Source organism: Natronoarchaeum philippinense, assembly GCF_900215575.1.
Taxonomy (GTDB): Archaea; Halobacteriota; Halobacteria; order Halobacteriales; family Natronoarchaeaceae; genus Natronoarchaeum; species Natronoarchaeum philippinense.
The window spans coordinates 345,346-366,889 of record NZ_OBEJ01000001.1 but is presented as its reverse complement, the minus strand read 5'-3'; the positions used below and the strand labels follow the sequence as shown (position 1 = coordinate 366,889).

Genomic DNA, 21,544 nt, shown 5'->3' with positions numbered 1-21,544 from the left:
ACTGTGGATGGTTGGATACAAAGGACGGTGTTAAAAAGGTATCTATAGTGACATTTTTGGCAGCGTAAAATCAAAGTATTCATCCACCAATAACAGAAACAAATGTCTGAGTGCCCCTCATGTGGAAAAACTCTGTCTACAATGCAGGGAGTACGCCAACATCATACAATCGTTCACGACGAGCCTTTGCCAAACCGGTGCTGCAAGGGGTGTGGGGCAGACTTTTACGATTCAAAGGCACGCAGGAAATTTTGTGATGATTGCAATCCAAACGCAGGGGAACACAATGGTAATTGGGAAGATGAGAAATCCATAGCTGTCTGCGAAACCTGTAGCTCTACCTTTTCTTATTATCCATCAAACAAAGAGGGGACATACTGCCCAGACTGTGTTGAGTCTGCTAAAGGCCTACTTCCAGACAATCCTCAGAAGAAAGAACCAAGAAACACCGTAGAATGCGGTCATTGTGGAGAAAAGAAGCAAGTTCTTCCCTCAGAAGAAGAGGATAATAAGCGGGGATTTTTTTGCAATATGAACTGCTACGGTCAGTGGCTCTCAGAGAACGTTGTGGGTTCGGATCATCACCAGTGGAAGGGAGGTCCAATCAACTATGGCCAGTCTTGGTGGCGTATCAGACGTGCTGCACGCAGACGTGACGATTATGAATGCCAAGCTTGCGGACGGAACAAAGACGATTTGGGTCGTAATCCCGACGTACACCATCTCACACCGGTACGCGAGTTCGATAGCGTCGAGCAAGCACACACAATGGATAACGTAGTAACCCTGTGCCGCAGTTGCCATAGGGGTGTAGAAGAGGGGGAGATGGCACTCAGTGACGACAGCAAAAAGTAACACTATTGTGCTGCCAGTGGGTAGACCGGGATGCGAAGTCCCGTGGTGTAGTGGCCAATCATATGGGCCTTTGGACGTGATCGGTTCGCGCCTATCGCGGAAGACAGCCTATGACGGCGGTTCGAATCCGCCCGGGACTACTTTTGCGACGAACGAACGTGAGCAGCGAATAGCGGACGGTGGATTCGAAGCAGAAGGCGAGAGGATTCGAGCCTTCGTGGTTCGTCCGCCCGGGACTATCTTTACAGTCTCCGCTCCATCGAACCACCAGCAGCAACTGTCCACCTCACGCAACCTCGGCAACGGCGTCCCGCACCGTCTCGACGACCGCCTCGAAGTCCGTCTCTCCCTCGCCTTCGACCCACCGATACGCGACCGTTCCCGCGGCGTCGAGGACGAAGATGCTTCGTCGGGCCGCCTCGAACTGGCCGTACATCTCGGGTTCGATGACGCCGTAGTCGTGAATGACTTCGTGGTCCCAATCGGACAGCATCGGGAAGTCGAGTTCCTCCCGTAGAATCCAGACGTTCTGCGCCGGTGGGAGGTCGACGCTGATGCCGTACACGTCGGCGTCGAGGTCGTCGAAGCGATGCATCGAATCCCGGAAGGCGCACATCTCGGCGGTACAGCCGCTGGTGAACGCCGCCGGGAAGAACGCTAAGACGACCGGGCCATCGCCCAGCGCGTCCGCGAGGTCGAACGGCTCGATGTCGTTGTACACGTCGCCGCCTGCCTTCGGGAGCGTGAACTCGGGCGCTGACTCGCCTACGTCGAGCATACGACGGCTACGGGCTCCGAGACAAAGGATCCACCTGCCGAACGTTCTCCGGCCGAGCGAGCCAGTCGGACATCCGACAGCCGGTGTTCGGCGTCGAACGGCGAAGTGTACCGCGGGCGTCAAACCTATGTGGTGTGGTCACATCTCTCTACAGGCATCGCCATGCAACCGTGCCAAAACTGTCAGGCGGTCATCGACGAGTACCTCTTGGACAAACAACTCGAACCCCTGCGCGAACTCACGGTCGACGACTTCAACGTCTGTGCGGACTGCGTGACGATCGTTCCCGACGCGTGCGTTGAGTGTGGCGGCGCGGTGTACGTTCCCCGAAACGAATCCGGAACGCCGGACTACTGCCCGGCGTGTCGATCAGAGCTGATCGATCAGACGGGCGAGGATCCCGGCTGGCACCGGGACGCCGTTTCGTTCTGACGGCGTGGGCCCCAGCGCCCGGGGCTCGTCGTACTGTCGGTCGGTGTTCGGCGGCCAATATTATAGATATACAGAAGCTTTGCAAAAAATATTTTTACTCGCGAGTAGAGAAGAGGATTAAGATGGATAGTCCGTACAACGTTCTCGGCGTTGCTCCGGGTGCCGGCGACGACGCTGTCCGCGACGCCTACCGGTCGCTGATGAAGTCTCATCACCCGGATCAGGGGGGCACGACCGAGGAGTTCATTCGGATCAAGAAGGCCTACGAGTCGATCCAAGCCGACGACGCCGCAGCGCGGGCAGCACGCGCTCGGGCGGGACGGCGCGCGTCGACCGACGGCGGTACGGCGACCTGCCATCCCGGAGCAGGAGCCGGCGCTGAGGCGACGATCCACGACGATTCGACGGCGATCACCTGCACGAACGGAGTTGGGCTGGAACTCCGTGGCGAGTACCTGACGCTACGATTAGTGGGAGTCGACGACAGCGCTGACCTAGCTAAACTCGTTGCCGACCACGCGTTGCCGGCCGATGGCGACGACGATCGACCCGTCGCGTTTCTGACCGTCGAGAACACGAGCGATCGGACCGTCCGCTGGCGGGGGACCCAGTCGCTCTCGTTCGTCGGCAGCGACGACAACGCCTACGAAAGCGCTGAGGAGTACCGCCCGTCGGAGCCCAAGCTTCCGGACGGTTGGACGGGCTCTGATATCGCCGTCGAGTCGGGCGAGGAGCTACGGGTAGTCGTCATCGCGGAGGCGCTTGCCGAGGATGTCGAAATAAGAGGTCTGCAGTACACGCAGAACGTGTTCGCTCGTGGTCCGTCGGGACGCGGAATCGAGGACAAAGAGCGATTTTCCTTCGAGATCGCGCCGAGCGCGAAGCCGCTGCTCGCCCGGGCGCCGTTCTGACAGGCTGCGCTAGATCAGATGCCGTTGGCGCCGCGACCGAGTCCGACGACCTCTGCGGCGTCGGCGTCGCGCTCGGCGCGCTCGAACAGGTCGTCGGGCTCGCGGGCTTCGATCGACGCTAGGTCGCCGTGGGTTTCGGCCTGATCTGGAGCAAAGCGGTTACAGCCCGCCGGGATCGTCGCCGTCGAGTACGTCCCCACGTCTTTGGCACGCTCGATCAGTTCCTGCTTGTCGACGGTCAACAGCGGTCGATGAATCGGAAGCGTCGTCGCGCTGCTCGTCACACCGAGGTTGCTGGTCGTCTGGCTCGACTTCTGGCCGATAGCCTCGCCGGTGACGATGCCGACGGCGCCGGTCTCCTCGGCGACGCGCTCGGCGACGCGGTACATGTACCGCCGGAAGGCGAGCATCCGGCCCGCCTCGAATCGGTCTGCGAGGAGATCGACGGTCTCGTCGGCGTCGACGATGCGTAGGTCGAAGGGGTGGTTCGGCGCGTACGACGCGAGGGTTCGCACGGAGTCGACGGCCCGCTCGCGGTGGTCGACGCCGCCGTAGTCGCCCAGATCGAGGTAGACGGGGACGATCGGACTGCCACGGCGCATCACCTCGAAGGCGGCGACCGGCGAGTCGATGCCGCCGCTGATCAGCGCGACGACGGGGTCCTGCGTGCCGAGCGGCAGCCCGCCCGGTCCCGGGACTTTCTCCAGAAAGACGAACGCCTCGCCGTCGCGGATTTCGACGAAAAACTCCAGATCGGGGTCGTCGAGATCGACCTCGGGCTCGAACTCGTCCTCGACGGCCTCCCAGATGGCCGTCCCGCCGAAGCGCTGGGCGTCCTCGCTGTCGAAGGGCACGCTCTTGTCGGCTCGGCGCCCCCTCACAGCGAACGCGCCCTCGTGGTAGTGCTCGCGGGCGGCCTCCGCAAGCGTCGTCTCGATGGCTTGGCGCTCCGCGGGAACGGCCCGCACTGCGCTGGCCGAGACGACGCCGGGCGCGCTCGTTGCGGCGTCGAGGGCGTCCTCAATCTGTCGCTCGCTCGTGTGGATCAACGGCCGCGACCAGCGCCGTTCGACCTCGGCGTCGACGCCGCGGTCGGCCAGCAGCGCCTGCAGATTGGCGACGAGACGCCGCTCCATGGCCCCCTGAACCTGCCTGCTCTTGGTGTTGAGATCCCCGTGGCGGACGAGCACCGTGTCCGCTCCCGGTGGTTGCATGCCCGCCCGTACTCGGTCGTCCAATATACGCGCTTTGGACGGCCGGTCGGACGCCTCGGTGCGACGCCAGCTATCGAGACACCTCCGTCGGCTGAGTCTTAGGCGGACCAAAACCCTTTTAGATTTAGGCCTACCTAATCACACTCGATGGACGCCGAGGCAGACAACGATCGCACGGCCGACGCCGCTGAGGACACTACCGAGCAGGTCGTCGCAGCCTGTGAAACCTCTCCGGGTAACACCGTCTTCACGGAGCAGGGCAACAGCGACGCGTGGATTGCAACCGATCTCACTGTTTCTCCCGAACGATAATCGTAGCTGTCGCTTCGTCCTCAGTGCGACCAGTGGCATCGACGCCTGTAGTCAGTCCGATGCGACGCGGGAGAAAAAGCCGTACGTCGGGCCGCCTCGGCCGTCGAAACGTCTCGCTCGCGTCAGTTTACCACTCGGTGAGCGAGTCGTGCTCGAGGAAGTGCTCGATCTCGTGGGCGAACTCCTCGAGTTCCTCGATCTGCTCGCGCAGCAGTTCGGCGGTGGCGTAGTCGCCGAGGTTCTCCGCGAGTTCGATGTGCTCGCGGACCGTCTCGATGATGTCACCGTACATCTCCATGTCGTTTTCCATCATCGTGCGCACGTCGTAGATATCCTCGGGCTCGGGCTCGACGGGCGAGCGCTCTTGGAAGTCTGCGGGACGGCTCGTGGGGACGCCGCCGAGCGCTTGGGCGCGTTCGGCGAGGTGGTCGGCGCCCTCGCTGGCGCTCTCGTAGGCTTCCTCGTAGAACAGGTGGAGATCGCGGTACTCCGAGCCGTGGACCGTCCAGTGGTGTTTGCGGAGCTGGTGGTACAGCACCTCGGTCGCCGCGAGGTCGGTGTTGAGCGCGTCGACGAGCTGTTCGGCTTTGTCCTGATCGATTCGCAGGGCGTTCTCCTCGACGGTGCCGGCCTCTTGGAGTACGGACTTCTGGGTGCTCATTGCACTTCGTGCATACGCGCGCGACCCACTTAAAGGTTGCCTATACAACAACACTTCTTTGGCAACCCTAAAAAATAGTTCTGTAGAATAGAATCAAAGCTACTCAATTACCAGTATCGAACCATTTTGCGGTCCACTGAGCGTCGACGACCACTTCGCTGTCAGTCACATCCCGGACACGTCCGCTGTCGATCTGGTGCGTATCCCCGTCCCGGTCTTTCCAGCCGAATCGGGCCTTAAAACGGTCGAACGCGTCCGGATCGGGCGCGATCTCGATCCGGTTCCCCGTCACGCCGGCAATCCGACCCAATCGGTCGCCGTCAGCGTCGACGATCGGCTTTCCCACGTCGCTGTCGGCCGCGCGAGAGCGATCGGTCGTCATCGTGTCACCGTGTCTCCCCGAGCGAGCAAAAACACCGCCCCCAAAGCTGCCGGAGGGCGACGTACTCGGCCAGAATGGCGCAACGAAAAAGATTATTACACGATGCGCCGTCCCGACTGACGTGTCGATGAACAGCGGGAGCCACAGCCCGCAACGGGCGTTCCGGGTGGGGATCACGGCATGACTGACAGTGCTCTCGTTCTCTGTTTGAGTATTGATCCCGACGCTGCAGAGCGTCTCGCGGCGCCACTGGAGTGGTCGTATCCCCGAATCACTGTCATCGGAACAGCCGATCCGGACGAAGCGATCGATCGTATCGAGGATGATGCTGTCGATTGCGTCGTCACCGACAGACAGACCCTCAATGACCGTTCAGATCTGTTGCCGGCCGTCCGTCGGCATCACCCCGAGATCACGCTGCTGGTACAGTCGCCGTACGAGACCGGGAGCAGTGAGGCCACCGCGCTGGCAGAGGTCGTCGACTTTCTCGATAGTCCCGACGACGACGCCTTCGGCGGCTGGGTCGCAAACTCCGTCGTCTGTGGGGCGGGCGACGGCGGCCCACCGGGCGGAAACCAGCCCGAAGACCTCGTTCGAGATGTCAGACACGGATTGGTCGACGCCACGTCGCCGATGGACGTCGAAGACGCTGTCTGCGACCAGCTCACCAAGGGCGGGCGCTACACGTTCGCGTGGGTCGGCGAGTACGACCCGGGCGAGCGACAGGTCATTCCGTGGGTGACCAGCGCGGCGACCGCCGACTGGCCCACCGCCCGCACGTTCGGGATCAGGCCCGGCTCGGCCGAGACGGTGCTCGAACGGACGCTGCGGGCCCGCGAGATCCAGTGGGTCGAAGACGTCGAAAACCATTCCGAATCAGTCCCGTGGCGCGACGCCGCCGTCGAGCGGGGCTGTACCGCGGCGGCGTTCCTACCGCTGGCGGTCGACGGCGAACTGCGGGGCATCCTCGGCGTCTACACTGACGCGCCGAGCGGCTTCAGCGAGGCCGAACGGAGCGCGCTCGAAGAGGTCGGCGAGGCGACTGGCCACGTGCTCGACACGATGGCGATTCGCGGCGAGTTCGACCAGCAAGAGCGCGCCCTCCGCCGGTACGAGCGGCTGGTCGAGACCGTCGGCGACGGAATGTACGCGCTCGACGCCAACGGGCACTTCATGACGGTCAACAACGGCCTGCTGGAGATGACTGGTTACTCCCGAGAGGGGCTGCTGGGCGAGCACGTCTCCATCCTTCTGGACGACGACGATGTCGAACGCCAGCGCGAGGCCATCGATCGGCTTGGCGACGACGATCGGGAGAAAGAAGCCGTCGAGATCACGGTCTACCGGAAAGACGGGACGGGCATCCCCTGCGAGAACCAGATCGCGCTGTTGCCCAAGAGCGACGAGCGCCGCGGCACCGTCGGCGTCATCCGCGACATCACCGAGCGCAAGAAGCGCGAGCGCGAACTCGAACGCCAGAACGAGCGCCTCGAAGCGTTCGCCAGCATCGTCAGCCACGACCTCAGAAATCCGCTGTCGGTCGCGCAGGGCTACATCGACATCGTTGGCGAGCGGGCCGGCGAGATCGACGCCCTCAGGAACGTCCGCGACGCGCTCGACCGGATGGAGACGATCATCGGCGACGTGTTGGCGCTGGCGCGTCACGGCCAGACCGTCACCGAGACCGAACAGCTCACCCTTCGAACGACCGTCGAAGACGCGTGGGGGAACGTCTCGACGCCGGAAGCCGAACTCGTCATCGAGTCGTCGGGGGCGATCGCGGCCGACCGCTCGCGCCTGCTGCGAATGCTCGAAAACCTGTTCAGAAACGCCCTCGAACACGGCGCCGAAGACGTGACGATCAAAGTCGGACTGCTCGACGCCGCCGACGAGGACGCCGCTCCCGCCGACGCTTCGGACTCGTCGTCCGACTCGTCGCAACAGGACGCCACCGCGCGTTCGACTGGCTTCTACGTCGAGGACGACGGTCCGGGCATGCCCGCCGAGATCCGGGAGCACGCCTTCGAATCCTCGTTCACGACCTCCGAGGAGGGGCTGGGCATCGGCCTGTGGGTCGTCCGGGAGGTCGCCAGCGCCCACGGTTGGACGATCGAGGCGACCGAGAGCGCCTCTGGCGGCGCGCGCTTCGAGTTCGGCGACGTGCGCGAACGCCCAGAGTGAGCGCCGGCCGCTGTCGGCCGCCATCTCGACGAACGACCGCAACCAGAACCTCCTTGGCTGTTGCAGCCCTAGCCGCGCGTGATGACAGACCCCGCGTCAGGACGCGGCATCTCCCGCCGCGAGTTCACGAAAGCGGCCGTGGCGATCGGCGGCGCCGCGGCGCTGTCGGCCTGTACTGAGCGCGAGGAGGCCCCCGACATCCCGACCGGCCCCGACGACCTCTCGGCGTTCCCGGCCCGGCAGCACGCGTGGAACGACGCCCTCACCACCGACGAGCACGGTAACCACGTCCCACCCCGACATCACGTGCTGGTGTTTCTCGACTACGCCGGCGACGGGACGCCCGACGACCCCGACCGCGAGCAGGTCGAGGCCGCCTTCCGGAACCTCGAACGCGCCTACCAGCGCGGCTCGGACGGCCTGTTGTTCACCGCCGGCTACTCCCCGGCGTACTTCGGGCGCTACGACGCCGCGCTGCCCGATTCGGCCCGCCTGCAGGAGCCTCGGGCGCTGACCGATCTCGAAGATCCCGAACTCGATCAGCAGGACGCCGTCGTGCATCTGGCCAGCGACTACGCCCAAGTCGTCATCGGCGCCGAGGAGGCCCTACTGGGCAACCGCGACGCGCTCAACGGCGTCGACATCGAGACCGACGTGAGCGGCGTCCTCGAAAAAGTCGACCGGCGAACGGGGTTTATCGGCGACGGCCTGCCGGCCGAGAACCAAGACGTGGTCGGCATCCCCGACTCCGAGCCGGTGCCCGAGGACGCGCCGCTGTACATGGGCTTCGAGTCTGGCTTCGAGAAGAATCAGGCCAGCGAGGACCGCGTGACGATCCCCGACGGTCCTTTTGCCGGCGGCACGAACCAGCAGCTCTCCAAGATCCGCCTGCACCTCCAGCAGTGGTACGAGCAGGACAGCCGCGAACAGCGCGTCAGCAAGATGTTCTGTCCGGCCCACGCCGAGGAAGATCGCGTCGAGGGAACGGGCGAGAATCTCGGTAACGACAGCGGCGTCGGCGAGTGCGCCGACGACGTGATGGACAACTCGGGCGTCGTCGGGCACGCACAGAAGGCCGCTCGCGCCCGCGACAACGACGACTCGCCGATCATGCTCCGGCGTGACTTCGATTCGACCGACGGCGGCGCCGCCGGGCTTCACTTCCTCTCCTTACAGCGCTCGATCGCCGACTTCGTCGAGACGCGCGAGCAGATGACCGGCGACGACGTGGCCGACAACACCGCCGTCGGGACGATCAACAACAACGGAATCAAACGCTACATGACGGTCCAGCGCCGCGGGAACTTCCTGCTTCCCCCGCGGTCGAGCCGTGCGTTGCCGACGCCACAGCCCGACGCCTGAGCGGCGACTGATACGTCCTCCCACGAATCAGAAGCCGTATCACCGCACCGCGACAAGACGACGGCATGGAGCGACGGAGATTCCTCGCCACCGCGGGGGCGCTCGGTGCCGCGTCGACGGCGGGCTGTGCCGGCCTGTTCGAGACCGACGAGAACACCAGCGGGCGAGGCGGCGAGCCGCCGCTAGTTGCGAACCGCCCGGACGCCGTCTACTACCCGACCCACATCGAGCAGATGGAGATGATCGGGATGGGCAGCGTCGGCGACGCCAAAGTCGGGCTGATGTATTCGTACCCCCATCGGTTCTGGACGATGGAGTCGGCGGGTACCCAGCGCGTCAACGTCCAAGAAAGCGACGCCGTCCACCTGATGGCGACGCTGTGGGACGGCGACACCGGCACCGTGCTCTCGGTCGGGGGCGGACTGACGCTCTCGATCACACAGGACGGCGAGGCCGTCTCCGGGAAGCCGCCGTGGCCGATGATCTCCCAGAACATGGGCTTTCACTACGGCGACAACTACGCGCTCGACGGCGACGGCACCTACACCGTCACGGTGCGGCCGGGCAGCGTCGGCGCTAGGAAACTTGGCGCTTTCCAAGGGCGCTTTGAGGGACTCGAACCGGTCGACATCGAGTTCGAGTACGAGCAGGCGACGCGGAACTCGATTCCGTACAAGACGCTCGACGTACAGGGACAGAAGGGCGCCGCCGAGCTGATGGAGATGGATATGATGCCGACCTCGACCGTGCCCGCACAGGGAGAGCTTCCGGGCCGCGTGATCGGCACCGGATCCAGCGGCGACGCCGACATCGTCGCCACGGTCGTCGAGGATCCCTCGTTCGTCGACGCGTCAGCCTACCTCGCGGTGTCGCCGCGGACGCCGTACAACCGGGTCCCGCTGCCGCTGATGGGGCTGTCGGCCACCGTCAGCCGCAACGGGAGTGCCGTCTACGACGGCGGGCTGGGTGAGGCGCTCCACCCCGACCTCGGGTATCACTACGGCGCCGAACTCGACGGCGTCCAGTCGGGCGATCAGGTGACGATCGCGGTCGACACGCCGCCGCAGGTCGCCCGTCACGAGGGCTACGAGATGGCGTTCCTCGACATGGGGGCGGTGGAGTTCACCGCCGAGTGACGGCTACGCTTTTTCGAGCGAGTTACGCGACGACGGGCCGCGAGATCGTCCACAGCGAGACGACGGTGTAGGCGACCATCAGCGCCGCCAGCGGCGCGTGGACGCGAATCGCAGAGCGTGCCGCGGGGGCGTACTCGACGACGACGGCGTGGGCCGCGACGACGGCGACGAGGTGGCCCGCGACGATCAGGACCACCTGTGAGGCCCAAAAGCCCTGCACCGACAGCCACGACAGCGGCGTGAGCGTCGGCGCCGACGACGTGACGTAGCCCGCGAGGACGCCGACGAGCTGGCCGAGCGTGCCGAGGACGTAGGGGTAGTTGTGGCCGATCTCGTAGGCGACGGCGATCGGTAGCAGCGTCGGCGCCAGCGCGAGCGCGGCGGGGCGCCATCCCGCGGCCGTCGCCGCCGAGTTGCTGAGCCGCGTCGTCAGCGCTGCGACGCCGACGAACGCGCCCACGAACAGGACGACGCCGGCGAGATAGAGCAGGACGCTCGCTTGGGGGCCGAGGCCGGTCGCGTCGCGGAGCGAGAAGAGAATCGAGCGGTACTCCGGCGTTCCGGTGAAGGCGTCGAAGCTCACGGTGTAGACCGCGGCCACGGCGACCGCGACGCCGCCGAGCGAGCGAGCGGGAGCCGTACAGCCGCGCCACGGCGGGCGGAGGCCGACGCGGTAGCCATCCTCGGTCCGGCGAACGTCGAGCGGGGCGACGCGTCCGAACAGTCGATACAGGACAGCGAGCGCGTCGGCCCGACGGAACCACGCGCGACCGAAGACGAGCCCGCCCGCGAGCATCGTGATCGCGTAGCCGAGTACGACGACCGCAGTGCCGGCGGGCGAGCGCGGGAGCACTGTGAGATTTTCGGCGATGCCGACCCACGCGAGGACGCCGATCAGCGCCGGCCACTCGCCGAGGCGCTCGGGGTAGGTCATGATGGAAATCTCCTCGCCCTCGATCCGGGCCAGCCCCTCGTACACCGTGCGCCACGGCGAGAGCACCGGCCACGGATCGCCGACGACGGCCGCGAGGATGCCGACGCCCTTGAGCCAGACCGCCCAGACGAACAGCGTCGCAACGTTTCGGGCGGGCGTCTGCGGGCCGACGAAGCCGGCGACGATGGCGAGCGAAACGAGCGCGAGAAAGCCGACGCGGGCGAGCGTCGCGGCGGCGTCGCCGACCGGAGTCGGAATCCGAAGCACGCGGCGTGACGCCGCGGTCGCTTCGGCGTCCGGCGCGGTGGTATCGGCTGCTGACGCAGTGGTATCGGCCGCCGACACCGTGGGCCGGGAGCCGCCGACCGCGAGCCCGACCGCCGTCAGCCCGACCGTCGCGGCGGCGCCGCCGAACAGCAACCACAGCGGGATCGGCGTCTGGAAGCGCGTCCCGCCGACCTGATGTGCGCTGGCGGTTCCCGACGCCGCGAGCGTGACAGTGAGGAAGACGCCGAGCGCGCGGCCGATCGGAAGGCGAGTTCGGGACACGGTCAGGCCTCGTAGTCGAGCGCGACGACGCGGCCGTCGCCGTACATCGCAAGGATCTCGCGGTCGCCGTCGCCGTCGGTGTCGCCCAGCGTCGCGGGCGCCCAGACGGGAACGTCGCGCTCGTACGATGCCAGTTCGTCGCCGTTCGCGGGGTCGAGCACCGCGACGACGCCGTTGCCCGACGGAACCACGAGTTCGGGGCTGGCGTCGCCGCCGAGGTCACCGAGCGTCGGCGGCGCGACGATGGTGTCGCCGCCCACTGCGATCTCGGTCTCCCAGTCGCGCTCGCCCGTTTCGGCGTCGAGCGCGAGCACGCCGCCGCCGCGGACGGTGACGTAGAGTTCGGCTGCGCCGTCGTCGTCGCCGTCGCCGAGGGCGTGGATCGACGGGTCGTTGACGGTCTGGACGCTCCAGCGGCGCTCGCCCGAGGCGGCGTCGAGCGCGGTGACGGTTCCCTCGTCGGTGCCCACGTCGGCCGCGATCAGTTCGGGGTCGGCGTCGCCGTCGATGTCAGCGTCGACGAGCGATTGCGCCGTGGCGTCGAAGCGGCGCTCGACGGTGCCGTCGGTCGAGAGCAGGATCGTTCCCTCGTCCGATCCGACGGCGATCTCGGTCGTGCCGTCGCCGGTGAAGTCGCCGACGGCGGGCTCGGCCCAGACGGTGGCGTCGAGCGAGCGATTCCACAGCGGTTGACCGTCGGCGGTGACGGCGTAGACGTTCCCCCGGAAGTCGACGGCGACGACTTCCTCGCCGGGCGCGTCAGTCAGGTTCGTCAGCACGGGGGGGCTGTAGCCGATCGTCTCGAACTCGCGGTCCCAGAGTTCGGCGCCGTCGGTGCCGTCGTACGCGACCAGCGCGTCTCGCCCCGTCCCGACGAGCACGTCGGGCGTGTCGTCGCCGGTCACGTCGGCGATCCGCGGGTCAGAGAACGTGTGGATGTGACAGTGTTCGACCGGCATCCCCGTCTGCCAGTCGATGTCGCCGGACTGTCCGTCGAGCGCCGTCAGCGCGCAGGAGGTCTCGGTCATGCTCGAATCCTCGCCGACATCGTTGATCGGCGCGATCACGTCGTCGCCGCCGGATCGCTCGACGACCGCGACGGGGTGGTGGTTCCCGGTGTGATCCCGCGCGGTGTCGCTGACCCACTGCTCGTCGAGGCTCCCGCTGCTGCCGGAAAATTGCACGAAGCCGACGGCGAGGCCCGCGACGAGCACGGCGAAGACGACGAGGACGGCGACGACCGTCGTTCGCTTCATCGTGCGATCTTGGCCGCCGGTGTCGAAAAAGGCTACGCGTTGGGGGCGCCGCAGCGCCGCGGCGCCGCGACGCCGTTTTCACGCCAGAGGACGGTAGTGTGGGGTATGACGCCAGAGGAACTCCGCGCTGAGGTGCCGGCGCTCGGCTCCGTCGCGTACATGAACTTCGGGGCGAGCGGTCCCAGCCCTCACCGCGTCGTCGACGCCGCCGAGTCCTGTCTGGAACACCACGAGTACGACGCGCCGGTCTCGGAGGGGATGTACCCCGCCGCGTTCGACCTGTACGACGACACCCGCGAGACGGTCGCGGGTTTCGTCGGCGCCGAGACCGACAAGATCGCGCTCACCCAGAGCACGACCGACGGGATCAACCGGATCGCCGGGGCGATGGAATGGGCAGAAGGCGACGTGGTCGTCCGGACCGACCTCGAACATCCCGCGGGCGTCCTCCCGTGGGATCGACTCGAACGAAACCGCGGCGTCGAAGTCCGCGTCGTCGGAACCGAACGGGGCCGGATCGACATGGATGCCTACCGCGAGGCCGTCGAGGGCGCGAAGCTGGTCTGTTTCAGTGCGCTCACGTGGACTCACGGCACTCGACTGCCGGTCGCCGAACTCGTGGATATCGCCCACGACGCCGGCGCGTTCGTGCTGGTCGACGCCGTACAGGTGCCCGGGCAGGCGCCGATGAACGTCGACGAGTGGGGCGCAGACGCCGTCGCTGCGGCCGGCCACAAGTGGCTGCTCGGCAACTGGGGCGCCGGCTTCCTCTACGTCGACGACGACGCCGTCGGCGATCTCGAACCCGCAGCGATCGGCTACCGCGGCGTCGAGGACGCCGAAGGAGAGTACGAGTGGCACGACGGCGCGGCCCGGTTCGAGATCGGGACGACCAGTCCGGCGCCGTACGCCGCGCTCGGTGAGGCGATCGAGATCTGCGAGGAGATCGGCGTCGAGGCGATCGAAGAACGAATCCAGACGCTGGCCGCCCGGTTGGCCGACGGCGTCCCCGAGGAGCGGCTTCGCAGCCCGGCGACGCCGGAGTCGGGACTCGTGACGATCGCTGTCGACGACCCCGAAGCGACGGTCGAGCGACTGGCCAACGAGGGCGTCGTCGTGCGCGACCTACCCCATCCGGAAGCGATTCGGGCGTCGGTCCACGCCGTCAACACCGCCGAGGAGGTCGATCTGCTGCTCGACGCGCTCGGCGAGGAGTGGTGACCGGACAAGATAGCGACGCCGACCTATGGTTCGAGTAGTTCGACCAAGTTGTCCTCGGGATCGCGGACGAACAGGATTTTCGTCCCGCTCTCGGTGGTCTGGGGCGGACTCAGTGTCTCGACGCCGTCGGGTAGTTCTTCGTAGATCGCGTCGATATCGTCGACTTCGAGGCCGAGGTGTGTCGCGCCGGGGCGGTTGAGCGCGTCGCCGGTCGCGTCTTCGCCTTCGGGGTCGTACTCGACCAGTTCGACGCGGGCACCGCCGGCGTCGAGGTGGGCAAACGAGCCCGTCGCGCCGGCAACGTCGACACCCGTCGAGAACGCCTCGCCGCCGACGGTGAAGCGGCTCGACACGTCGAGGCCGAGCACGTCGCGGTAGAATTGCACGGCTCGGTCGAGGTCAGACACCGTCACGCCGAAGTGGTGTGCGGTCGGCTCAGTCATACCCGATGACGGGCGGGCCATCCGAAAAACGGCTTCGACTCGTCGTGCGAGAGCGGTGCGAGCGTGATTGCACGGCGTTCACAAAAATCCTTATGCCCACGTAGTCCCAACGTCGTTCAAATGCCTGATTCGATGTCCGAACAACTGCAGCAGGATATGGCGTGCGAGGGGCTGCTGGAGTGTTTCCACGGGCTCAAACAACTCGACCGGGACTGCTACGGCGCGCTCGTCGACAGCGAGGAGCCCCTGACGATCGACGAGGTCGCTGAGCGAGTCGACCGCGAGCGCTCGACAGCCTACCGCTCGATCCAGCGGCTCCTTCAGACCGGCTTCATCCAGAAAGAGCAGATCAACTACGATCAGGGCGGGTACTACCACGTCTACTACCCGACCGACCCCGAGCAGGTCGCCGACGACATGCAGCGGATGCTCAACGACTGGTACGCCAAGATGGGTCAGCTCATCCAAGAGTACGAGCACGCCGACGACGTGACCGCCTCGATCGAAGGGTAGCTACTCGTAGTCTTTTTCGCCGGCGCGAACCGCGACGCCGAGCCAGTTTTCGGTCGGTGGCAGCGGACATTCGTACCGATCCGAGTACGCACAGGTCGGGTTGTACGCCTCGTTGAAATCGAGCACCCAGCCGTCGGCGCGGCGGTGCGTGTCCGGCTCCAAATCGAGGTATCGACCGGCGCCGTAGGTTTCCTGACCGCTGGTCTCGTCGCGGAACGGCACCCACAGCCGGTCGTCGGACGGATCGGATTTGTAGGCCTGAACCGGCACGTCCTCGTCGTCAATCGTCACCCGAAACTCGCCCCACCGGTGATACTCCTGTTCGCCGTCGGTGCTGGTGCCGACGATCACCGTTTCGGGGTCGTCGTAGGTCTCCAGCGGCACGACGAAGCGATAATCCTCGTCGATCGGGAAGTAGGACAGCCCGTCGAAGGGTTCGTCCTGAGGGATCGGGGACCGCGGATCGTCGGCGAAGTAGCTGTCTTTCTGCTCGCGTTGGTGTTCGATCGCCGATCGCCAGTCGTCGCTCATAGCAGTTCGTACGCGCCGAATCCTAAGATGCGTTGGGGCGACGGTCAATCGATCGAGACGCGAAGGGTCGGCTACTGCGAGTCGACGGTGACCGCTCCGTCACCCCGAACCGTGACGACGTAGTCGAAGTACCTGAACGTGATCCGGCAGCGGCGTCCGGCCGAGTCGAGCACAGTCGTCAGCGCGTCGGTGTCGACGGCCTCGCCGAGCGGCGGGAGCGCGGTCGGATCGGCACCGTCGGCGTCAGCGACCGCGTGGACGATGCCGAGCACGACTGAGTCGGCTGACGCCGACGACTGGGCGTGTGCGTTCGTATGCGAGGTCATATTCGCGTGGAAATGCCTGCGGCGATGTCGACAGCGCCGGGCGCGCGATCGGTATGGGTGTAGTCGGCCCAGTTCACGCGACCGTTAATCGTCTGCGACGCCTGAACGGCCGTCAGCCGGCGGTGCGCTCTGGCGTCCTGCGTGTTGGTGTCGTCTGTAACGTTCATCTGTAGTTCTCTGGGCACATGTATTGAGCCATGGGTGCAATACTATCGGGTAGATCAAAAGCGTATGGGTCGTTCACGTCGCCGGAGACGGCCGTCACTCGTCGAGATGCTAGGGGTTGACCGTCGCAACGCGTCGGGGGTCGCGCGCGATCGATTTGACCCGCCAAATAGGGGTAATTCACGGGGGTACTGCCGCAGTTCTATATCTACGTCAGATTCTCATATGTTATAGCCGAACTACGCCCATCCAATATTGTGCGCTGATCCCAAAAGCGTTAATACCCTAATCCTGCTACGTTGGAGCGAGTAGTAATCCATGATCCATACAAAACCGCGGTCGACGAATTGGGTGTTCGAAAGCAGATGCTAGGACTCGAATCGCTCTCCGGAACTGCACTGGCCGCCGCGTTGATCGGGCTCGTCCTGCTGGAGGCGATCGTCCTCTACGTGGGCTATGGCGCGCTCGAATCGGTCGCCGGTAAGTACGTCGTCGACTTCATCAGGGGTGACTGACGATGGAGGTACTCGGCATGAGCGCCGCGCTGCTCGGGATGTTCACCGGGTTCGGGTTCCTCATCGGGATCCTCTTTGGGTTCTTCGGGATGGGGGGTTCGTTCCTCGTCACGCCCGCGCTGTTGGTGATGGGCTACGACACGAACGTCGCGGTCGGTAGCGGGCTCGCGTTCGTCTTCGGGACCTCCGTCATCGCGACGCTGAAACACCGCGATCTGGGACAGGTCGACTACAAACTCGGCATCTCGATGATCGTCGGGACGACCGCCGGCATCGAGGTCGGGAAGATCGGGCTGGAGTATCTCCAACATATCGGCCTCGCCGACGGTGTCGTGAGCGTCGCCTACGTCGCGCTGCTGGGCGGGATCGGCGCGTTCGTCACCTACGAGGCCGTCGGCAGCGACAGCGGCGGCGGCATCAGTCACGATGTGGAAGACGACGCCGACGAGGAGTTCGACGCCGACGACATCCCCGACATCGCAAAGAAGATCCAGTCCTACCGCGTGCCGCCGATGATCTCGCTGCGGGGCGGGATCACCGTCTCGCTGTGGATGGTGCTGCTGGTCGCCTTTGCCACCGGCCTGCTGTCTGGCTTCCTCGGCGTCGGCGGCGGGTTCATCCGGATGCCCGCGCTGTTCTACGCTATCGGCGTCCCGGTACCGGTCGCGGTCGGGACGGACCTGTTCGAGATCGTCTTCTCGGGAGGGCTGGGGTCGTTCCTGTACGCCCAGAGCGGCGCGGTCGATCTGAGTATCGTGGCGCCGCTGCTGGCCGGTAGCGCGCTGGGCGCCCGGATCGGGGCCGGAGCGACCGAGTTGGTCGACGAGGACGACATCAAGGTGTACTTCGGCGTCATGCTGTTGCTGGGCGCGCTCGCCGTCGCCGTCCGGTACGTCGGTAACTACGTCGGCATCGACGTGCTCAGTGTCGTGAGCCTCGTCATCATCCTCGGTGCCGCGCTGCTGGTCAGCGGCGCCGTCGTGGTGAGCAGCGTCCGCGAACTCCGCGCGGACGCCGAACCGTCGACGGTCGCGGCCGACTGACGCGGACAGCGTCCGGGACGACGGTTTCGCGAACGAGCACATTCAACGTATTTCCCCGCGGTCGTCGTCGTCTCGACTATGCCTCGCTCCGCGTTCGGTCACGTCGGGCCGCGGGATCTCGCTCTGTTCACCGATCGGTACGAGCTCTCGATGCTGCAGGGATATCTCGAATCAGATCACAACCCGGACGCGACGTTCTCGCTGTACTTTCGGCATCTTCCGCCGGACCGGGGGTACGCGATCGCCGCCGGACTCGAGCAGGTGATTGCGTACGTCGAGACGCTGACGTTCGACGACGACGCGCTGTCGTTTCTCGCCGATCTGGGCTTCGACGAATCGCTGCTATCCCACCTCGACGAGTTCGAGTTTACCGGCGAGATCCGCGGCCTGCCGGAGGGGACGCCCGTGTTCCCCAACGAACCGCTGCTGGAGGTGACGGCGCCGATCGCGCAGGCCCAACTGTTCGAGACGCTGGTGCTCAACCAGATCGGCTATCAGACGCTGGTGGCGACGAAGGGCGCTCGCATGGCCGACGTGGTACGGCGTCACGGCGACGCACAGACGCTGGTCGATTTCGGCTCGCGCCGGGCACACGGCGTCGACGCCGGACTCAAGGCGGCGCGGGCGGCGTATCTCGGCGGCTTCGACGGCACGTCGAACATCCTCGCCGGCCAGCGCTTCGGCGTCCCGACCTACGGGACGATGGCCCACTCGTGGGTCCAGAGCTTCGAGAGCGAGCGGGCCGCCTTCGAGGCGTTCGCCGACGTGTACGGCGACGACGCCGTCTACCTGATCGACACCTACGACACCGTGGGCGGCGCCGAGCGCGCGGTCGCCGTCGCGGACGACCGGGGTGTCCGGCTGGGCGGCGTCCGGCTCGACTCCGGCGACCTCGCAGATCTCTCGGTCGCGGTCGACGAGGTCGTCGACGACGCCGACATCGTCGTCTCCTCGGGCATCGACGAGTACGCCCTCCGCGAGTTCTTCGACAGCGGCGGCGTCGCGGACGCCTTCGGACCGGGGACAGCGCTGACGACCAGCACGGACGCCCCCGACAGCGGCGTCGTCTACAAACTGACCGCCGTCGAGCGCGACGGCGATCTCACCCCGAGAATGAAGCTCTCGGCGGGCAAAGCGACCTACCCCGGACAGAAGGAATTTTACCGTGTCAAACGGGATGGCGAGTACCAGCACGACGTGCTCGCCCGCCGCGGCGAGGACGCCGAAGGCACTCCACAACTGGAGACAATCTTCGAGGACGGGCGGCTGGTCTACGACGCGCCGGACCTCGATTCGATCCGGGCGCGGACACGTCGAGAGATCGGGAGGCTCCCCGACTCGGCCCGCCGCGTTCGGGATCCTACCGACTACGAGGTGCGGATCAGCGACGGCCTCGACGCGCTGGCGGCTGACACGGAGCGCGAGCTACGTGATCGGGAGCTGTGACGGGATGCGGCCGCCGGCGGTGGTCTGCGGTCACCGAACGACGGTCACTGGCACTGGCGCCCGACGGACGACAGTCTCCGAAACGCTGCCCAACAGGATACGGGCCGGCAACGAGCGGCTGTGGCTGCCCATGACGATCAGGTCGATCTCGTGGTCCTCGGCGTACCGGACGATCTGTTTCGCGTCGTCGCCGACGATGGTTTCGGTGGCGACCTCGGCGTCGTGCTCGTCGGCGATCGAACGCGCTTCCGCGAACAGTTCGTCGGCCCGCTCTTTGGCGCCCTCGAGCCACTGGTCGAACTCGTCGGGCGTATCACCCCAGCCACCCGGCCCGCGGTCACTCGTGTGCCAATCGAGGACGTGCAGGACGGTGATGTCGGCGCCAGCGTGGACTGTAACTGCCGTGCGAAGCGCCTCTTTGGACAGTTCCGAGTAGTCCATCGGAACGAGCACGTGCATGGGCGTGGCTACGACGGCCGAGCGTATACCCATACGGGGTCGCCCACCCGTTGCAACGGCGTAAACAGCGGATTACGCGCCCTCTTGCAGGAATCGTCCCTCTTGCTCATAGATCGAGACCAACTCTTCGATGAACTCCTCGATGGACTCGTCCTCTTCGAGATGCCCTTCGATACGCGCCACAAGCTGGTCGTCGAGTTCGATCGTGCTCATGCCACGTGGCGGTGACGGCGACCGCGGGGATAACCGTTTGTGCAGGCTGGGCGATACGCTAGCTCTGCGCCGTGCCAAAAATGCGCGGGCGCTATAGAGGTTGCACCAACTGCCCAGATGACCGTTCACCCGCTGCCCACCTGACGACGGGGACGTCCTCCGCCTGAGCTTCGTAACCGGCGCTAAAGTCGCGTATTGACCTGTTCGCGGTACGTATTCGGTAATTATGTCAAGAATCGTAGTTAAGGCGCTTGGAGACCTACTTCGACACAATATGCTAGACGAGATACGTCGAGTGAACAGTGAGACTCACGTCCAGTACGCTCTCATGATTGTCTTCGGTGCCCTGTGTATCGGCGCGGCGTTCGCACCACTCGAGGAAACACTCCGCATCACGGCCGTCGGTACCCTTTTCGGGTTCACGGCAGGGCTCTGGGTCGCTCACCTTGTCCAAGTACTCCGACGGGCCGCCGACGCCAAGAACGCGGACGTGATGGCGGTGACCGACTCATGAGCCGCCGAGAGTATCCGTCGGACCAGTCGGCTCAGGACGCCGAAACCGGATCGACGTTCCTCGCAGGCATCGAGTTCCTCACCGGACGAGATCCGAACCTCGGGTCGTTTCTTCTCGTCGTCGGAATGGTGACCTGCGTGTTCGTCGCTCTCTTCCAGTTCACCCTTCCGGCGCCGGTGTCACATCTCCTCACTGCTGGCGTGCTTGCGGTCACCGCTCTCAGCGCCGTGTTCGGCGCACTGTTCGATCGATTCGGCTACTTCGAGCAGGTCGTTCCGAGTACCACCGACTCCAGCGACCGTCCGACGGGTGGCAAGCCGTGGGTTCCCGTCGGGAAACAGCTGGCGCCTCTCCCGCCGCTGATCAACTTCGACGCCGACCTCAGGGCGTTCTCCAACATGTACGACGGTGACCTTCCGAAGGAATTCGACCCGTTCGTCGCCGACTATCTCCGTCTAAAGACGAACACCGGGAACCGCGCCACGATCGCCAGCGACCTGCGAGCAGACCTCAACCCGATCGGCACACTCTTCGAAGACGGCTCCGAGGGGGCGACAATTCACGACGACATTTCCGAGCGCCTCTTTCGGTACATCGGCGACGAGAGCGACCACCTCACCCTCGACCGCGTCGCGTTCTACGACGAGGACGGCAGCGCGACCAATGTCGAGGCGATCAACAATCAACTCGGGCGCGTCGAACTCCGCATCACGAACGAAGGCGAGGCTGCAGAGGTCGATGCCGTCGTCGATCTGTACGACGGGGACGACACGGCCGTCGCAAGCCGCATCTGCGAGGCTGGCATCGTGAGCCCGGGAGTTACGAAAGATCTCGATGCGGAAATCTTCGTGCCCGCCGATGTCGAGCGCGCCGTCGCCACCCTTCGTTCCGCGACCCCCGATCGAACGGTCACGAGCGCCTGACGGCGCTTTGCTGGCGGTGCCGGACGTTGCCGTATGCGTTCCCGACGGGACGAATCACGTCGCATCGGCGAGGCCGTAGCTTTCTCGTGGGGAATTTTCACATCCGAGTTAGGGGTGCGTTTCCCGAACGCCGCAAGTCCGGAAATCGTGGTTACTGAAGTCTCTTCGTCGGGTTTGGTATTGGTAGCAAAACGGGCGGCAACAGGATGGGCGCTGCAGGCTTGCTTTCGAGCGACGAAAGCATCGCCCTCTCACGGTTTCCACCGTAT

The 21,544-nt window shown here is 65.4% G+C and carries 26 protein-coding genes and 1 tRNA gene; 15 read left to right on the top strand and 12 right to left on the bottom strand.

The genetic code is table 11. The annotated features are described in order from the left end of the window. Positions 1 to 102: 102 nt before the first annotated feature. Together CRO01_RS17050 and CRO01_RS01820 are read left to right on the top strand one after the other, a co-directional pair. Positions 103 to 855, top strand: a complete 753-nt coding sequence (locus CRO01_RS17050; protein WP_097007409.1) for an HNH endonuclease — start codon at positions 103 to 105, stop codon at positions 853 to 855. A gap of 36 nt (positions 856 to 891) precedes the next feature. Next, positions 892 to 995: transfer RNA gene (locus CRO01_RS01820), tRNA-Gln, on the top strand. A 146-nt stretch (positions 996 to 1,141) separates the two neighbouring features. Here CRO01_RS01820 and CRO01_RS01815 read toward each other — a convergent pair. Continuing rightward, positions 1,142 to 1,633, bottom strand: a complete 492-nt coding sequence (locus tag CRO01_RS01815; RefSeq protein ID WP_097007408.1) for a redoxin domain-containing protein — start codon at positions 1,631 to 1,633, stop codon at positions 1,142 to 1,144. 162 nt (positions 1,634 to 1,795) lie between these two features. Between CRO01_RS01815 and CRO01_RS01810 the strand changes: the two genes are divergently transcribed. Next, positions 1,796 to 2,065: a DUF7571 family protein gene (locus tag CRO01_RS01810; protein ID WP_097007407.1), complete on the top strand. Its 270-nt coding sequence runs from the start codon at positions 1,796 to 1,798 to the stop codon at positions 2,063 to 2,065. Between the two features lie 122 nt (positions 2,066 to 2,187). Further along, entirely contained in the window at positions 2,188 to 2,976 is a 789-nt protein-coding gene (locus CRO01_RS01805; protein WP_097007406.1) for a J domain-containing protein, read from the top strand. 14 nt (positions 2,977 to 2,990) lie between these two features. On the opposite strand, the gene CRO01_RS01800 is transcribed toward CRO01_RS01805, so the two are convergent. Further along, positions 2,991 to 4,190, bottom strand: coding sequence for a tRNA sulfurtransferase (locus CRO01_RS01800; RefSeq protein WP_097007405.1), 1,200 nt, complete (start codon positions 4,188 to 4,190; stop codon positions 2,991 to 2,993). Positions 4,191 to 4,337: 147 nt separating this feature from the next. Here CRO01_RS01800 and CRO01_RS16455 point away from each other — a divergent pair, with 147 nt between their 5' ends. Further along, positions 4,338 to 4,502 carry a hypothetical protein gene (locus CRO01_RS16455; protein WP_179747371.1) on the top strand — a complete coding sequence of 55 codons (165 nt, stop codon included), beginning with the start codon at positions 4,338 to 4,340 and terminating at the stop codon, positions 4,500 to 4,502. Positions 4,503 to 4,629: 127 nt separating this feature from the next. Here CRO01_RS16455 and dpsA read toward each other — a convergent pair whose 3' ends face one another. Both dpsA and CRO01_RS01790 read right to left on the bottom strand, forming a co-directional pair. Continuing rightward, entirely contained in the window at positions 4,630 to 5,163 is a 534-nt protein-coding gene (dpsA, locus tag CRO01_RS01795; protein WP_097007404.1) for a DNA starvation/stationary phase protection protein DpsA, read from the bottom strand. Positions 5,164 to 5,266: 103 nt separating this feature from the next. After that, positions 5,267 to 5,545 (bottom strand): DUF2171 domain-containing protein, encoded by a 279-nt coding sequence (locus CRO01_RS01790; RefSeq protein ID WP_097007403.1) that lies wholly within the window; start codon positions 5,543 to 5,545, stop codon positions 5,267 to 5,269. Positions 5,546 to 5,725: 180 nt separating this feature from the next. On the opposite strand from CRO01_RS01790, the gene CRO01_RS01785 reads away from it, so the two are divergent. The 3 genes from CRO01_RS01785 to CRO01_RS01775 all read left to right on the top strand — a co-directional run bounded on the left by CRO01_RS01785 (position 5,726) and on the right by CRO01_RS01775 (position 10,224). Beyond that, positions 5,726 to 7,726, top strand: coding sequence for a hybrid sensor histidine kinase/response regulator (locus tag CRO01_RS01785; protein ID WP_097007402.1), 2,001 nt, complete (start codon positions 5,726 to 5,728; stop codon positions 7,724 to 7,726). Between the two features lie 81 nt (positions 7,727 to 7,807). Further along, entirely contained in the window at positions 7,808 to 9,088 is a 1,281-nt protein-coding gene (locus CRO01_RS01780; RefSeq protein ID WP_097007401.1) for a DUF7405 family protein, read from the top strand. Between the two features lie 65 nt (positions 9,089 to 9,153). After that, positions 9,154 to 10,224 (top strand): DUF7350 domain-containing protein, encoded by a 1,071-nt coding sequence (locus CRO01_RS01775; protein ID WP_097007400.1) that lies wholly within the window; start codon positions 9,154 to 9,156, stop codon positions 10,222 to 10,224. Positions 10,225 to 10,246: 22 nt separating this feature from the next. Here the strand turns inward: CRO01_RS01775 and CRO01_RS01770 are convergent, their stop codons facing one another. Next, positions 10,247 to 11,707, bottom strand: a complete 1,461-nt coding sequence (locus tag CRO01_RS01770) for a hypothetical protein (RefSeq protein WP_245838484.1) — start codon at positions 11,705 to 11,707, stop codon at positions 10,247 to 10,249. Positions 11,708 to 11,709: 2 nt separating this feature from the next. Continuing rightward, the gene (locus CRO01_RS01765; protein ID WP_097007399.1) at positions 11,710 to 12,963 is read right to left on the bottom strand and encodes an outer membrane protein assembly factor BamB family protein; all 1,254 of its coding nucleotides are present in this window, start codon (positions 12,961 to 12,963) and stop codon (positions 11,710 to 11,712) included. A gap of 105 nt (positions 12,964 to 13,068) precedes the next feature. Between CRO01_RS01765 and CRO01_RS01760 the strand changes: the two genes are divergently transcribed. Then, positions 13,069 to 14,184 (top strand): aminotransferase class V-fold PLP-dependent enzyme, encoded by a 1,116-nt coding sequence (locus CRO01_RS01760; protein ID WP_097008299.1) that lies wholly within the window; start codon positions 13,069 to 13,071, stop codon positions 14,182 to 14,184. A 23-nt stretch (positions 14,185 to 14,207) separates the two neighbouring features. On the opposite strand, the gene CRO01_RS01755 is transcribed toward CRO01_RS01760, so the two are convergent. Then, on the bottom strand, positions 14,208 to 14,627 hold the full coding sequence (locus CRO01_RS01755; protein WP_097007398.1) for a VOC family protein: 420 nt from the start codon (positions 14,625 to 14,627) through the stop codon (positions 14,208 to 14,210). Positions 14,628 to 14,747: 120 nt separating this feature from the next. Between CRO01_RS01755 and CRO01_RS01750 the strand changes: the two genes are divergently transcribed. Beyond that, complete coding sequence (locus CRO01_RS01750) at positions 14,748 to 15,140, top strand: helix-turn-helix domain-containing protein (protein ID WP_097007397.1); 393 nt, start codon at positions 14,748 to 14,750, stop codon at positions 15,138 to 15,140. Here the strand turns inward: CRO01_RS01750 and CRO01_RS01745 are convergent, their stop codons facing one another. The 3 genes from CRO01_RS01745 to CRO01_RS16450 all read right to left on the bottom strand — a co-directional run bounded on the left by CRO01_RS01745 (position 15,141) and on the right by CRO01_RS16450 (position 16,164). Then, complete coding sequence (locus tag CRO01_RS01745; RefSeq protein ID WP_097007396.1) at positions 15,141 to 15,671, bottom strand: DUF1684 domain-containing protein; 531 nt, start codon at positions 15,669 to 15,671, stop codon at positions 15,141 to 15,143. Between the two features lie 71 nt (positions 15,672 to 15,742). Further along, on the bottom strand, positions 15,743 to 15,997 hold the full coding sequence (locus tag CRO01_RS01740) for a HalOD1 output domain-containing protein (RefSeq protein ID WP_097007395.1): 255 nt from the start codon (positions 15,995 to 15,997) through the stop codon (positions 15,743 to 15,745). Continuing rightward, complete coding sequence (locus tag CRO01_RS16450) at positions 15,994 to 16,164, bottom strand: hypothetical protein (protein ID WP_179747370.1); 171 nt, start codon at positions 16,162 to 16,164, stop codon at positions 15,994 to 15,996. Before CRO01_RS16450 ends, CRO01_RS01740 begins: the two co-directional genes overlap by 4 nt. A 363-nt stretch (positions 16,165 to 16,527) precedes the next feature. Here CRO01_RS16450 and CRO01_RS16445 point away from each other — a divergent pair, with 363 nt between their 5' ends. From CRO01_RS16445 to CRO01_RS01730, 3 genes are all read left to right on the top strand, one after another. Next, entirely contained in the window at positions 16,528 to 16,677 is a 150-nt protein-coding gene (locus CRO01_RS16445) for a DUF7512 family protein (protein WP_179747369.1), read from the top strand. A 17-nt stretch (positions 16,678 to 16,694) separates the two neighbouring features. Then, positions 16,695 to 17,720, top strand: coding sequence for a sulfite exporter TauE/SafE family protein (locus CRO01_RS01735; protein ID WP_179747368.1), 1,026 nt, complete (start codon positions 16,695 to 16,697; stop codon positions 17,718 to 17,720). Positions 17,721 to 17,798: 78 nt separating this feature from the next. Beyond that, on the top strand, positions 17,799 to 19,166 hold the full coding sequence (locus CRO01_RS01730) for a nicotinate phosphoribosyltransferase (protein ID WP_097007393.1): 1,368 nt from the start codon (positions 17,799 to 17,801) through the stop codon (positions 19,164 to 19,166). 30 nt (positions 19,167 to 19,196) lie between these two features. Here CRO01_RS01730 and CRO01_RS01725 read toward each other — a convergent pair whose 3' ends face one another. Next, on the bottom strand, positions 19,197 to 19,625 hold the full coding sequence (locus CRO01_RS01725) for a universal stress protein (RefSeq protein WP_097007392.1): 429 nt from the start codon (positions 19,623 to 19,625) through the stop codon (positions 19,197 to 19,199). A gap of 72 nt (positions 19,626 to 19,697) precedes the next feature. After that, positions 19,698 to 19,838 (bottom strand): DUF7557 family protein, encoded by a 141-nt coding sequence (locus CRO01_RS16440; RefSeq protein WP_179747367.1) that lies wholly within the window; start codon positions 19,836 to 19,838, stop codon positions 19,698 to 19,700. Positions 19,839 to 20,112: 274 nt separating this feature from the next. Here CRO01_RS16440 and CRO01_RS01720 point away from each other — a divergent pair, with 274 nt between their 5' ends. Then, entirely contained in the window at positions 20,113 to 20,352 is a 240-nt protein-coding gene (locus CRO01_RS01720) for a hypothetical protein (RefSeq protein WP_097007391.1), read from the top strand. Beyond that, positions 20,349 to 21,275, top strand: coding sequence for a hypothetical protein (locus CRO01_RS16870; RefSeq protein WP_245838483.1), 927 nt, complete (start codon positions 20,349 to 20,351; stop codon positions 21,273 to 21,275). Before CRO01_RS01720 ends, CRO01_RS16870 begins: the two co-directional genes overlap by 4 nt. Positions 21,276 to 21,544 lie beyond the last annotated feature (269 nt).

Bases quoted from the DNA above. Each gene is read 5' to 3' on its own strand.
- CRO01_RS01730 (WP_097007393.1), top strand. From the start codon at position 17,799: ATGCCTCGCTCCGCGTTCGGTCACGTCGGGCCGCGGGATCTCGCTCTG.
- CRO01_RS01785 (WP_097007402.1), top strand. From the start codon at position 5,726: ATGACTGACAGTGCTCTCGTTCTCTGTTTGAGTATTGATCCCGACGCT.
- CRO01_RS01755 (WP_097007398.1), bottom strand. From the start codon at position 14,627: ATGACTGAGCCGACCGCACACCACTTCGGCGTGACGGTGTCTGACCTC.
- dpsA (WP_097007404.1), bottom strand. From the start codon at position 5,163: ATGAGCACCCAGAAGTCCGTACTCCAAGAGGCCGGCACCGTCGAGGAG.
- CRO01_RS16440 (WP_179747367.1), bottom strand. From the start codon at position 19,838: ATGAGCACGATCGAACTCGACGACCAGCTTGTGGCGCGTATCGAAGGG.
- CRO01_RS01735 (WP_179747368.1), top strand. From the start codon at position 16,695: ATGAGCGCCGCGCTGCTCGGGATGTTCACCGGGTTCGGGTTCCTCATC.
- CRO01_RS01720 (WP_097007391.1), top strand. From the start codon at position 20,113: ATGCTAGACGAGATACGTCGAGTGAACAGTGAGACTCACGTCCAGTAC.
- CRO01_RS16445 (WP_179747369.1), top strand. From the start codon at position 16,528: ATGCTAGGACTCGAATCGCTCTCCGGAACTGCACTGGCCGCCGCGTTG.
- CRO01_RS01790 (WP_097007403.1), bottom strand. From the start codon at position 5,545: ATGACGACCGATCGCTCTCGCGCGGCCGACAGCGACGTGGGAAAGCCG.
- CRO01_RS01810 (WP_097007407.1), top strand. From the start codon at position 1,796: ATGCAACCGTGCCAAAACTGTCAGGCGGTCATCGACGAGTACCTCTTG.
- CRO01_RS16450 (WP_179747370.1), bottom strand. From the start codon at position 16,164: ATGAACGTTACAGACGACACCAACACGCAGGACGCCAGAGCGCACCGC.
- CRO01_RS01725 (WP_097007392.1), bottom strand. From the start codon at position 19,625: ATGCACGTGCTCGTTCCGATGGACTACTCGGAACTGTCCAAAGAGGCG.
- CRO01_RS01800 (WP_097007405.1), bottom strand. From the start codon at position 4,190: ATGCAACCACCGGGAGCGGACACGGTGCTCGTCCGCCACGGGGATCTC.
- CRO01_RS01805 (WP_097007406.1), top strand. From the start codon at position 2,188: ATGGATAGTCCGTACAACGTTCTCGGCGTTGCTCCGGGTGCCGGCGAC.
- CRO01_RS01760 (WP_097008299.1), top strand. From the start codon at position 13,069: ATGACGCCAGAGGAACTCCGCGCTGAGGTGCCGGCGCTCGGCTCCGTC.
- CRO01_RS01750 (WP_097007397.1), top strand. From the start codon at position 14,748: ATGCCTGATTCGATGTCCGAACAACTGCAGCAGGATATGGCGTGCGAG.
- CRO01_RS01775 (WP_097007400.1), top strand. From the start codon at position 9,154: ATGGAGCGACGGAGATTCCTCGCCACCGCGGGGGCGCTCGGTGCCGCG.
- CRO01_RS01765 (WP_097007399.1), bottom strand. From the start codon at position 12,963: ATGAAGCGAACGACGGTCGTCGCCGTCCTCGTCGTCTTCGCCGTGCTC.
- CRO01_RS17050 (WP_097007409.1), top strand. From the start codon at position 103: ATGTCTGAGTGCCCCTCATGTGGAAAAACTCTGTCTACAATGCAGGGA.
- CRO01_RS16455 (WP_179747371.1), top strand. From the start codon at position 4,338: ATGGACGCCGAGGCAGACAACGATCGCACGGCCGACGCCGCTGAGGAC.
- CRO01_RS01815 (WP_097007408.1), bottom strand. From the start codon at position 1,633: ATGCTCGACGTAGGCGAGTCAGCGCCCGAGTTCACGCTCCCGAAGGCA.
- CRO01_RS01780 (WP_097007401.1), top strand. From the start codon at position 7,808: ATGACAGACCCCGCGTCAGGACGCGGCATCTCCCGCCGCGAGTTCACG.
- CRO01_RS01745 (WP_097007396.1), bottom strand. From the start codon at position 15,671: ATGAGCGACGACTGGCGATCGGCGATCGAACACCAACGCGAGCAGAAA.
- CRO01_RS16870 (WP_245838483.1), top strand. From the start codon at position 20,349: ATGAGCCGCCGAGAGTATCCGTCGGACCAGTCGGCTCAGGACGCCGAA.
- CRO01_RS01740 (WP_097007395.1), bottom strand. From the start codon at position 15,997: ATGACCTCGCATACGAACGCACACGCCCAGTCGTCGGCGTCAGCCGAC.